General features: G+C 28.6%; 12 protein-coding genes and 1 riboswitch. Of the genes, 9 read left to right on the forward strand and 3 right to left on the reverse strand.

What is annotated here, in order from left to right; all coding sequences use genetic code 11:
* The first annotated feature begins 207 nt into the window (after positions 1 to 207).
* The gene (locus B2671_RS13230) at positions 208 to 2196 is read left to right on the forward strand and encodes a methyl-accepting chemotaxis protein (protein ID WP_346870831.1); all 1989 of its coding nucleotides are present in this window, start codon (positions 208 to 210) and stop codon (positions 2194 to 2196) included.
* Between the two features lie 81 nt (positions 2197 to 2277).
* On the opposite strand, the gene B2671_RS13235 is transcribed toward B2671_RS13230, so the two are convergent.
* The 3 genes from B2671_RS13235 to B2671_RS13245 all read right to left on the reverse strand — a co-directional run bounded on the left by B2671_RS13235 (position 2278) and on the right by B2671_RS13245 (position 5123).
* Positions 2278 to 3042 (reverse strand): ABC transporter ATP-binding protein, encoded by a 765-nt coding sequence (locus tag B2671_RS13235; protein WP_035132043.1) that lies wholly within the window; start codon positions 3040 to 3042, stop codon positions 2278 to 2280.
* Positions 3042 to 4079: an iron ABC transporter permease gene (locus B2671_RS13240; protein ID WP_346870880.1), complete on the reverse strand. Its 1038-nt coding sequence runs from the start codon at positions 4077 to 4079 to the stop codon at positions 3042 to 3044. The genes B2671_RS13235 and B2671_RS13240 overlap by 1 nt, the downstream gene beginning before the upstream one ends.
* An 18-nt stretch (positions 4080 to 4097) precedes the next feature.
* Positions 4098 to 5123, reverse strand: coding sequence for an ABC transporter substrate-binding protein (locus tag B2671_RS13245; RefSeq protein ID WP_346870832.1), 1026 nt, complete (start codon positions 5121 to 5123; stop codon positions 4098 to 4100).
* A 133-nt stretch (positions 5124 to 5256) separates the two neighbouring features.
* Positions 5257 to 5425, reverse strand: a riboswitch (cobalamin riboswitch).
* Between the two features lie 251 nt (positions 5426 to 5676).
* Between B2671_RS13245 and B2671_RS13250 the strand changes: the two genes are divergently transcribed.
* The 8 genes from B2671_RS13250 (at position 5677) to B2671_RS13285 (ending at position 12169) form a co-directional block, all read left to right on the forward strand.
* Positions 5677 to 5997, forward strand: a complete 321-nt coding sequence (locus B2671_RS13250) for a (2Fe-2S)-binding protein (protein WP_346870833.1) — start codon at positions 5677 to 5679, stop codon at positions 5995 to 5997.
* A gap of 159 nt (positions 5998 to 6156) precedes the next feature.
* Positions 6157 to 6333, forward strand: a complete 177-nt coding sequence (locus B2671_RS13255) for a (2Fe-2S)-binding protein (protein WP_346870834.1) — start codon at positions 6157 to 6159, stop codon at positions 6331 to 6333.
* 190 nt (positions 6334 to 6523) lie between these two features.
* Positions 6524 to 6913, forward strand: a complete 390-nt coding sequence (locus tag B2671_RS13260; protein ID WP_346870835.1) for a hypothetical protein — start codon at positions 6524 to 6526, stop codon at positions 6911 to 6913.
* Positions 6914 to 7010: 97 nt separating this feature from the next.
* Positions 7011 to 8621, forward strand: coding sequence for a DUF4118 domain-containing protein (locus B2671_RS13265; protein ID WP_346870836.1), 1611 nt, complete (start codon positions 7011 to 7013; stop codon positions 8619 to 8621).
* Positions 8584 to 9285: a response regulator transcription factor gene (locus B2671_RS13270; protein WP_346870837.1), complete on the forward strand. Its 702-nt coding sequence runs from the start codon at positions 8584 to 8586 to the stop codon at positions 9283 to 9285. The genes B2671_RS13265 and B2671_RS13270 overlap by 38 nt, the downstream gene beginning before the upstream one ends.
* A gap of 271 nt (positions 9286 to 9556) precedes the next feature.
* Positions 9557 to 10039, forward strand: coding sequence for a potassium channel family protein (locus tag B2671_RS13275; RefSeq protein ID WP_346870838.1), 483 nt, complete (start codon positions 9557 to 9559; stop codon positions 10037 to 10039).
* On the forward strand, positions 10039 to 10719 hold the full coding sequence (locus tag B2671_RS13280; protein WP_346870839.1) for a potassium channel family protein: 681 nt from the start codon (positions 10039 to 10041) through the stop codon (positions 10717 to 10719). The genes B2671_RS13275 and B2671_RS13280 overlap by 1 nt, the downstream gene beginning before the upstream one ends.
* Before the next feature lie 154 nt (positions 10720 to 10873).
* Positions 10874 to 12169 carry a TrkH family potassium uptake protein gene (locus B2671_RS13285; protein ID WP_422653243.1) on the forward strand — a complete coding sequence of 432 codons (1296 nt, stop codon included), beginning with the start codon at positions 10874 to 10876 and terminating at the stop codon, positions 12167 to 12169.
* Positions 12170 to 12211: the final 42 nt, after the last annotated feature.

Here is a 12211-nt window from a genome sequence, read left to right on the forward strand (position 1 = left end):
TTATATATTTTTATTAATAAGATTACTATTTAATTTTAATATAGTTATATATTATAGAATATTGAAAAGGTTTAAAATTAGACTAAGAAAGGAGATGGATATGAAATATATGCTTGTAGAAAAAATAATATATAAAAAGTAAAATTGTATGTGTTGAGTAAGCAATGACTTATATTTAAGACTGGAATTAATTATAGGGGGAGAATTATGTTTAAGTTTAAGCGTTTAGGAACTAAAATGACTGTGTTTATAGTAGGCATAGTGTTAATAGGAATGTTAACAACTCAATTAACAACTACTATAATAATGAAACAAAATCTTAAAGAAGATACAAGTGAAAGAGGAACTACAGTAGTAGCAGAATTAGGAAAGTCCTTTGAAAAGGAGCTATTACAGTATGAAAAAGACTTAAAATTAATTGGAGAAGAAAGTGCTTTTAATAAGAAAGTGCTTAAGGATTCTGTAGCTTTAGAAGAGGTATCATCATTATTTAAGAATTATACTGAATCTAACTCACAGATATTAAGCATATATGTAGGATTTCAAGATAAAAGTATGCTTGCAGAACCTACATGGGAAGTGCCAGCAGACTATGATGTAACCCAAAGAGAATGGTACATAGAGGCATCAGAAAGTCCAGAAGATGTAATATGGACAGAACCATATATTGATGCCGACAATAATGTTCCAGTAATTACAGCAGCAAAAGCTATAGTTGAAAATGGAAAAGTAAAGGGCGTATTAGCTGTTGACTTATCTCTAGAAAACTCTTTAAACAATGTTAAAGAGCATAATGTAGGATACAAAGGTTATGCATTTTTAGTTAGCAATGAAGGAGTTGCATTATACCATCCAAAATTAATTAATGAAAACCTAAAAGAGCAACCTATGTTTGGTGAGATTTTCAAATCAGAATCAGGTTCTTATAAATTTAATGAAGGTAAGGAAGATCTAGAAGTATATTACTATACTATACCAAACTTCAATTGGAAAGTAGGAGCTGTATATAATGAGAAAGATATGCAAGCTAGTATAATTGAAATTAATAATTTTACTATGGCTATAACTTTTGTAGTGATGCTAGTATTAGCTATAATATTATTTATACTTATAAAAAGAATATCTAATCCTTTAGTTAAGTTATCTAAGGAAGCAAAGTTAGTAGCAGAAGGTGATTTAACAGTAGATATAAAATCTAAATTGAAGGATGAAATTGGACAAGTAACTAATAACTTCAATAGCATGGTTAAGGATATTAACAATATAGTATCTAATGTACAAAAATCTATATATCAAATCAATAGTGCTAGTGAAAACTTAAGTGCTATATCAGAAGAAACTACAGCTTCAACAGAAGAGATAAATGCTGCAGTTGCAGAAATAGCTAGAGATACCTCAAATCAAGCAGAGACTATTGTAGGCATAGTAGACAAGGTAGAAAAACTTAATGAATCTATTAAAGATATTAATAATATTATCAATAAAATGAATGAACTATCCAATTCTTCTACAGCAGCATCAGAATTAGGCTTAGAAAATGTAAGTAATTTAAATATAAAAATTAATGAAAACACCACTGAACTTAAGAAGGTAAATGACATATTCCAAGGATTAGTTTATAAGCTACAAGAAATAGATAAGGTTATCGATATGATAACTAATATATCTGGTCAAACTAATTTACTAGCCCTTAATGCAAGTATAGAAGCAGCCAGAGCTGGAGATGCTGGAAAAGGATTTGCTGTGGTAGCAGAAGAAGTTAGAAAATTAGCAGAGCAATCTAGTGATGCAACAAATAAGATTAAGGAATCTTTATCTAATATTAATAAAGAAACTAATAATGTGAAAAGTGCAATACTTTATGCTAATGATATAAACAAAGAAACTGCAAGTGCTGTATTAAGTACAGAACAATCTTTTAATTCTATTAATGATGAGTTACAAGAAATAGTTGAATTAATAAGAGAAACAAGTCATAGAACAGAAGATATTAATAACTATAGTGGAAATATCTTAGGTGGAGTAGAAGACATTTCAAATAATGCACAACAGAATGCATCTACCGTTGAAGAAGTTAGTGCTTCGATAGATGAACAAAGTGTTGTATTTGGAAGTATAGCACAACACTCTGAAGAATTATCACAATCTTGTCATGATTTATCACAATTAATCAATCATTTCAAAGTAAGTAAGTAGAAATATTTTTTAGACTATAATAATGAAATAAATTATGGATAAAATAAAGGGTATCTCAAGTTTTGGAGATACCCTTTATTGTTACATAGGGTTATAACAAATATTTAATAAAGTAGTTGTAGGATTTTCTATAATCACTGAATCAACTCCATAAACATCTTTAATTAACTTAGAAGTAAGAATTTCTTTAGGTGTACCATAAGCAACGATTATACCTTCTTTTAAAACATAAAGTTTGTCACAATACATTGCTGCAATATTTAAATCATGAATTGCAGCAACTACTTCTATGTTAAGATTTTTTACAATACTCATAAGCTGAATTTGATATTTTATATCTAAATGATTAGTTGGTTCATCCAAGATCAAACACTCGGTTTGTTGTGCTAATGCTCTAGCAAGAATAATACGTTGTTGTTCACCACCGGAAAGAGTTAAAAAGCTTCTATTTATAAAATTTACCATTCCTACTTTATCTAAGGCATCATAAATTATATCGTAGTCCTCTTTTGTATCTCTATCTAAAAATTTTTTATGTGGAGACCTACCCATGAGTAATATATCTTTTACAGAAAAATCAAAATTATAATTATTATGTTGAGAAAGAACAGCTAATTTTTTAGAGCTTTCTCTTACTGTAATTTTACTTAAGTCAATATCATCTAATTTTATTATGCCACTATTGGGTTTTAAGTTTCTATAGATACACTTTAATAAGGTAGACTTACCACTACCATTTGGTCCAATGATTCCTATGAATTCTTTATTATTAGCATTAATATTAATACCCTTTAGAATATCAGTATCGCCAATTTTAACTTTTATATTCTCTGTTGAAATATGCATTAATTGCTACCTCCAAATCCATAGGATTTTTTTATCATAAGCCATACAAAGCAAGGCGCACCTATCATAGAAATTAATATACCAATTGGAACCTCGGTGCCTTTTATTATAATTCTAGATAGTACATCTGCCCAAATTAGAAATATTGCACCTAGTATAGCCCCTATAGGAATTATTTTTTTATGATCTGTACCAAATAGTATTCTAACTATATGGGGAATTATAAGTCCAATAAATCCAATCATACCTGAGGAATATACTATTACACCAATCATTAAAGAAGTAATAATTAAATAAACGATTCTAAATTTATGTAAATCAGTACCTAAAGTAACAGATACTTCATCACCTAAAAGCATTAGGTTTAGAGTTCTATATTGGGTCATAAAGAATAATGTTCCTATAAAAATAATAGGGAGTATAAAANNACTACCCATAAGCCAAAAACTGATATTTTTCATTCCTTGAGAATCATTGGTAATATAAACTATAAAGCTTGAAAATGCACTACATACAGAGCTGAGAGCCATTCCAGAAAGAAGTAATTTTACAGAATTTGTTCTTCCACCTATATTAGAAAGCATTAAAACTAGCATTGAAATAGAAAAAGCGCCTATAAATCCCATTATTCCAATATAACTGCTACCTAAGCTTGTTCCAATACCGAGTAGAATTGCTAAAGTAGCCCCAAGGGATGCTCCAGAAGATATTCCTAAAATATAGGGGTCGGCTAACGGGTTTTTAACAATTGCTTGCATTACAATTCCAATTACGGATAATCCCATTCCAACGGCTATAGCTAAAACTATTCTAGGCATTCTAATCAACCATATAACATCTACTTTAGCAGCACTTGTAGAGAGCTCACCTATACTAAAAAGTTTATAAAGAATAATCCCATATACTTCTTTCATGGATATATTTACTGAGCCAATGGTAACAGCTAGTCCTATTGAAAGAATAAGTATTATTAAAAGAACANNAAATAGGCATTCTCTTAAAAATATTAGAATATCTAGTTCCGTGTAAATTTTTATTTTTAATCATCATAATTACTACTTACCTAAAGTTCCATATAAACCTTGAGAAAAGGTATTTATTCCATCTATAGTTCTGATGCCACTAGAATACATTTCTCCTAAAGATATAGGATATACTCTTTTATTTTTAATAGCTGAAAGTGTTTGAAGAGACTCATCCTTTAAAATTTTATCTACTTCTTGTTGAGGAATGTTTTCATCGCCTCTATCCATATATACCACAAATATACAATCAGGGTTAAGCGTTATTAAGTCTTCTTTACCAATACTGTTTCCTTCAGGACTAAGTAAATTGGCACCAAGTTTTGTTATCATATCACCAGCTAAAGTGCTAGTTCCATAAGTGCTGATTTTATCATCAAAGAATTCTACAACTAAAGCATTTTGCTTTTCCTTATCTTTAACTGAATTGGCAGTATTTTCAGCGGCTTCAGTAATTTTATTCACTAGAGCTTGTGCTTTATCTTCAACATTGAAAATTTTTCCTAAGTTTAATATGTCAGTAATTTCATTATCAATAGTTTTCTCTTCAGCAACACCACTATTTAAAGACATATATGTATTAGTACCATTATCATTCCAATAAGATACATCACCAAGATTTTTATCCTTAAAAAGTGAATACCAGCCAAGAATGAAGTCAGGTTCGGACATAACCACAGTTTCTTTTGAAGGCGTAAATTCTTTTAGGTAATTAATTTTTTCAAAAGCAACCCTATATTCTTCCTTTACAGGATGGTCAAGACCAGCTGCAGCCACTATTTTATCTTCAAGACCTAAAGCAAGAAGGGTTTCTATAGAGTTTTGATATACAGCAAAAACTTTTTCAGGCGCTTTATCAAAAGTTAGTTTTATAGGTTCTTTTTTGAAGTTATAAGTTTCAATTGTTACTGGATAATGAGAATCTTTAGATTCATTTTGAGATAAATTAGATTTCTCAGAAGAAGTGTTTTTATCAGATTTGTTATTACTACAACCTACTAGACTAAGGATAAGTAATAAGCTCAATAGAAGTGAAGTGATTTTTTTAAAGTGTTTCATTGTAATTCTCCTTTAACATTATAATTATAATCAGTTAAATATTATAATTTGTATGAATATAAGGATACTCTTGATAAAACCATAGACAAAAGCATAGTTGTCATGGCGAATATCACTCTTTACTCGAAGAGTATCGATATTTTTAATATTGGTAAGTATCCTGACTTATAGATCATTATATTAATTAACCTTCCCAAACAAAAGTTCAGTGGTATAAACAATTAATATTCCCTAATTACAGTAGCGGTACTGTGTGGAAATTTCATCCATCTTCCTTTAAAACCAATATCATTCATATACTATTATATTTCAACAACCCATACTTTATCATAGTTGAGAAAGGTTGTCAATGAATAAAAAGGAAGAAATCTTTAAATTTCCAGCAGGCGTAAATTCTATACTGAATATATTATTAAAAGTAACAAATAATAGAATTGTAGGTATATCTATCATGGAAGATGAATAGTGAATATGTAATAATAAATATTGATTAATAAAAATTATTAGGTTATAATGGAAATATATAAATAAGAGATTTAAGGAGGAATATGAAATGTCACTAGAAAAAATCGTATGTTTATGCAACGGGGTTACTTATGCTGGAGTAAGAGAGGCTATGGCTCAAGGAGCTAGATCAGTACAAGATATTCAAGCTACTACAGGAGCAGGAGATGTTTGTGGAGGATGTATTGAAAGAATTGAAAAAATACTAGGGGATGTATGCACATGTAGAAATGTTTCTACTGAAGAGGTAGCAAAAGCAATACAAAATGGAGATACTACTGTAGAAAAGGTAGGTGTAACTACAGGGGCAGGAACAGCATGTGGAAAATGTAAATGTGTTATTGAGAGTTTAATTGACTCAAATAAATAATATGTTTTAATGTTACAAACAACTTCATTGGATGTAAATATAAAATCTTAAAATATAGTGTATTGAAATGTGATTTATAGTAATACTATTATAGAATAATTACATTATATATGATTAATCACGTTAATCATATATGTCTATATTAAGGAGGAAAAATAAATGTCAGAAAATAGAATTGTATGTACTTGTCAAGATGTAGACTATAATACTATAAAGAAAGCCATTGAAGATGGTGCTAAGACAGTAGATGATATAATGGAAGCTACAGGAGCAGGAACTGTTTGTGGAGGATGTATTAGTGAAATAGAAGAAATTCTCCAAGAATTAAAAAAATAATTAATATAAATTTTTAGGTCTATATTGATATATAAAGTAGTTATATCAATATAGGTCTATTTTTTATAATTTCAACTTTGAAATCTTAACATTATCTTTATATAGTAAATAAGTATCTTAATACAAAACTTATTAATATATTGTTAAACTAATAATATAAAGATATATTAGAAATAGGAGTTGAGGCAACATGAAAACTAATCATAAAGAAAATAAATTTAAATTTTATATGGACAAGGCTATTTTAGAATTAAAAAATAGGAATTATGAATCAGCTAGAGGCTATATTTTTAAGGCTATGATGATAGATGATTCAGCTCCGGAAATTCACAATTTATTTGGAATATTTTATGAATTGAATAAAAATATAGATTTAGCGCATAAGCATTATAGTGCATCATACTCACTTAATGCTACATTTAGACCAGCAAGGAATAATCTACAGAGAATCAGTGACTTTTCATATAAATATAGTACCTGTAATATTGATTATGGAAATAATGAAGAAAATATTGAAAAACAATTGTATACAGTAATTTATGATGAAAATAACATAGGTAGATTTGTGAAAATAAATTGATATTAAATATGAATTAATGATAATTAATACAACTTATAGTAATTGTCTTTAACCTTTTTTAGAAATATAATTAATACTTGCAAGGGAGATAGATACAATGAAATATGATAAAAATATATATAATTATGATGATAAAGAAATAGGTAAAAAGACATATTGGATTAGAGATTTATTAAAAACTATGTTAATAATGATTTTTAGCACACTGATATCTATCATGTTTGGAAAATTTGGTTTTAACGAGTCCAACATTATTCTCATATTTATACTAGGAGTAATATTCACAGCTAGAAGCACAGAAGGATATTTTTATGGTACTATTGCATCAATAATAGGAGTATTAGCTTTTAATTTTTTCTTTACAGTACCTTATTATACTTTTAGAGCATATAGAAGTGATTATCCTATAACTTTTTTAGTAATGCTACTAGTAGCTATAATTACAAGTATGTTGACGTCTAAGGTCAAAAGGGAAGCCAAAATTGCATATATAAGAGAACGTAGAATTAGATTATTATATGAAAATAACAAGAGGTTACTAATAGCCAGAAATAAAAATCAGATAATTAAATTGTGTGGCGAAAGTTTAGTAGATATGTGTAATAGAACTGTTATGATAATTGTTAAAGATTCTAAAAATAATTTAATTGATCCAAGAATATATGGTGAAGAAAGGGATGGAGGAGATGGCAACATATTTAAGTCATCTTTGGAGAAAAATATATTAGAAGAAGCATTCAAACTAGAGCGTGCGGTTGGAATAGGTACGAATTATTGTAGCGAAAGTAGTGTTTATTACTATCCAATAAAAGGCCAGCATCATGTATTAGGAGTAATATGTATGAACTGCTTCCAAAAGGGTGAACTAACATCAAATGAAAAAATAACAGTAGCAGCTATATCAGCCCAGGTGGCATTGGCTATTGAGAGGGAAGAGTTGTTTGAAAAAAATGAAAAAGTAAATTTAGATGCAGAAAGGGAACGATTAAGAGGAAATTTGTTAAGATCCATATCTCATGATTTAAGAACTCCCCTTACAAGTATTATGGGTTCAGCATCAACTATTCTTGAGAATTATGATTTATTGGACAAAAGCATACAAAAGGAACTTTTACAAAATATCTGTGAAGACACTAGTTGGCTTATTCACTCGGTTGAAAATATATTAAGTATGACTAGGGTTGATGAGGGAAAGCTTGAAATAAAAAAAGAGCCTGAAATAATTGAAGAAATCATTACACAAGCAATTTCTAGAGTAAGAAAATTTGCAGATAATCGTAATATTAAAATAGATTTACCAAGAGAGATGGTTTTGATATCTGTAGATTGGGTGTTAATTGAACAAGTTTTTGTGAATTTAATTCATAATGCAATAAAGTATACACCTGATAATTCAGAGATAAAGATTAAATTAGAGGATATAGGGAGTAAAGTGATTTTTGAAGTTTCAGATAATGGAAATGGTATACCGAAAGAAGATTTACCTAATATATTCACAAGATTTTACACAAAATCAAAAGTAAAACATATAGAAAATAGGGGGATAGGATTAGGGTTAGCAATATGTAAATCCATAATTAAAGCTCATAATGGAGAAATGGAAGCTTTTAATAATGAGTTAGGTGGAGCTACATTTAGATTTAGTATACCTAGAGAAGAAGGAGGCATATATGGAGATAAAACCATTAATTTTAATTGTAGAAGATGATAAACCTATAAGTAAATTTATAAGGGTATCTATGGAAACACAAGGTTATAAATGTATAGATACTAAATATGGAGATGCTGCTATATCTTTAGTTTTTTCTATGAATCCAGATATAGTAATTCTAGATTTAGGACTTCCAGATATGGATGGATTACAAGTTATAGACAAAATTGTAGGTAAAACGAAAGCTAAAGTAATTGTAGTATCTGCCAGAGGACATGAAAGGTCAAAAGTTGAAGCTTTGGACTGTGGAGCTGATGATTATTTAACAAAGCCATTTAGTGTTTCTGAGCTTTTAGCTCGAGTTAGAGTAGCTCTTAGAAATCAAAATAAAGATATGCATAATCAGAATAATAAATCAAAAGTATTTGAAATTAGAGGGTTTAAAATAGATTTTGATAGACATAGAGTATTTGTAGAAGGTAAAGAAATACATTTAACACCTATAGAATATAAATTGATTGAATTAATGTCAAGGTATTCAGGAAGAGTTTTAACTCATAAATTTATTGTAAATGAAATATGGGGAGGGTATTGTGAAAATGAAACACAATCTCTTAGAGTGTTTATGGCAAGTATAAGAAGAAAGATAGAAAAAGATCCAGCAGAACCACAATATATAAAGACTGAAGTAGGCGTAGGATACAGGCTAGTAGATGAATAAATACACAGATTAAATATGTTATATCTAATGTAATTATTAAAATTAGATATAACATATTTTTATGCATATAATTTGTCAACTTAACTCAACCATATTATTAATACAATTTAATGATATATTTATGTTTTAATGATTATCTTAACACAATCTTTATATTTTAGATAGTAATATATTTATATACAGTAATAGTAAGAATAGAAATGTTTAAACTAACGTATGAATTTTAAAATTAATAATAAATAAAAAATGATGTTAAGGAGTGCATTAAATTATGAAAAGAAAATCTTCAGATTATCTAATAGTAGCAGGATGTAGTAAGTTTGGAGCTAATATAGCATCTATGTTATCGGCAAGAGGAAAGTCTGTTATTATTATAGATATAAATAAAAATTCATTTAGAAAACTTTCACCAGACTATAGTGGTTATAAAATTGAAGGAGATGCTACAGATATAGACGTTTTAATAGAAAGTGGAATAGAAATAGCAGGAACATTAGTGGCTGCTACAGGTGATGATAATACGAATATTATGATTGCTGAAATAGGAAGTAAGATTTTTGGAGTAGATAAAGTGGTATCTAGATTGTATGATACGGAGAAAGAAGTTGTATATGATGAATTTAATGTGAATATTATCAGACCTACTCAACTAACCATAAGGGAGTTTGAAAACATTAATAATAATGATATGGATAAAATATGTATAACAGATTTTGCGAAGAAAAAAACAAAGAACATCATGGGGGCACTATAATGAATATTTTAATAATAGGTGGAAAGAAGAAAGCTGACTTTTTAATGAAATCTCTTATAGATAAAGGGAATAAAATAACTGTGATTCATGATGATTACGAGTACTGCAAAACTTTATCTCGTAAATATGATGAAGAAATTATTTGTGGTGATGCAACTAAAATGTATATCCTTGAAGAAGCTAAGATAAATAGTATGGATATGGTAATTGCAATGACTCCAAAGGACTCTGACAATTTAGTTATATGCCAATTAGCTAAAAATATATACGGGGTTAACAAAACTTTTGCAACAGTTGCTGATCCTAAAAATGTTAAAGTATTTAAACAGTTAGGAGTAGATATAGTTATTAGTGCTACTTATGTTGTATCAAGGATTATAGAACAAATGGCTACAGTTAATGATATATATAATTATATTCCCATTGAGGATGGAAAAGCTAGCATAATGGAAGTTATTATAAAAGAACATTACTCCTTATGTGGTAAATATATTAAAGATATTAAATTTTCTCAAGAAGCTATTGTAGGATGTATTATTAGAGATGGGAATATAATTATTCCAAATGGGAATACTAAAATTTTTGCAGAAGATAAATTTTTAATTATATCCTCTACACAAATGCAAGATAACATAATTAAATCATTAGTTGGAGGTAAGGGGCAAAGTGAAATCATGTAGTAATAATAGCACAAGCTATAAGATAATATTTGCGCATATAGGAATTTTAATGATTATAATAGGAGCCATAATATTACTTCCTTTGTTAATATTAATTGCATACCCACATGAAGTAAAATATGCTCCGACTTTTATTATTCCATCTATTATATCTATGGGTATTGGAATTTTATTAAGTAGACTTGTTGATTTTAAAAAGTGCAGCAATATATCATTAGGAGGAGATGCAATAATTGTAGTAGCTACTTGGATTATTGCTACAATTTTTTCATCAATGCCATTTATATTACTAGGAGAGTTTAATTTTACTCAGGCATATTTTGAAGCTGTTAGTGGNNGATGGACAACCACTGGATTGTCAGTGGTAAATGTTGAAAATATACCTAAAATTTATCTTATACATAGGAGTATAATGCAATTTTTTGGAGGCGTAGGCATAGTGCTTGTAATGGTGTCTGCACTATCAGCTACATTTGGTATGAGGCTTTATAATTCAGAAGGTCATTCAGATAAACTATTACCTAATCTAATTAAATCATCTAGAATGATATTGACAATTTATGTGGGATATGTTTTATCAGGAACTATATTATATTATATTTTTGATATGCCGCTATTTGATGCTTTAAATCACTCTATTGCAGCATTATCTACAGGCGGTTTCTCAGTAAGAGGCAATAGTATAGGAGAATATAATAGTTTTTCCATAGAGCTAATAACTATAATTTTAATGCTTTTAGGAACTACAAATTTTGCAGCTCACTTGCTTCTTTTGAAGGGAAAGTTTAAAAAATTTTTTAAACTTGGAGAAGTAAGATTTATGCTTATATTGCTTGGAGTTACAATACCTTTAGTCACTTTTGTTTCATTAAATAGATTATACGGAAGTTTATCCAGAGCATTAAGAGTAGCTGCTTTTGAACTTGTTTCAGCACTTTCAACTACAGGATTTTCAACGGTTGGATATGGGAAGTGGCCTAGTTTTGCTATTTTAGTTATGATAAGTTTAATGGTTATAGGCGGAGGAGCAGGATCTACTGCTGGTGGAATAAAACTTAATAGAATATATTTGATAATGAAAAGAATGATTTGGAATTTAAAAAGAAAGTTTAAGCCTGAGCATGTGGTAAGTGAAGATAGTATATATAAGCCAGAGGGGAAAGTTTATATAGATGATAGTAATATATTAGATGCTTCAAACTATGCTTTTGCTTATATAATATTATTTATTATTGGAACTGGAGTTATAACTGCATATGGATATCCTCTTCAAGATGCTATGTTTGAATTTGCATCATCATTAGGTACTGTTGGGTTATCGGTTGGAATAACAGGGATATCAGCGCCATCAGCTATATTATGGATAGAAATTTTAGGAATGTTATTTGGGAGACTAGAGATATGGGTAATATTTATTGCTATAGTGAAAATATTTAAGAGAAATAATTAATATAAGTTTAAATATCCAATAATAGATATACTGTTATTGGAT

The sequence above is a fragment of the Clostridium sp. UBA5119 genome, from assembly GCF_002414285.1.
GTDB classification, from domain to species: domain Bacteria; phylum Bacillota; class Clostridia; order Clostridiales; family Clostridiaceae; genus Clostridium_J; species Clostridium_J sulfidigenes.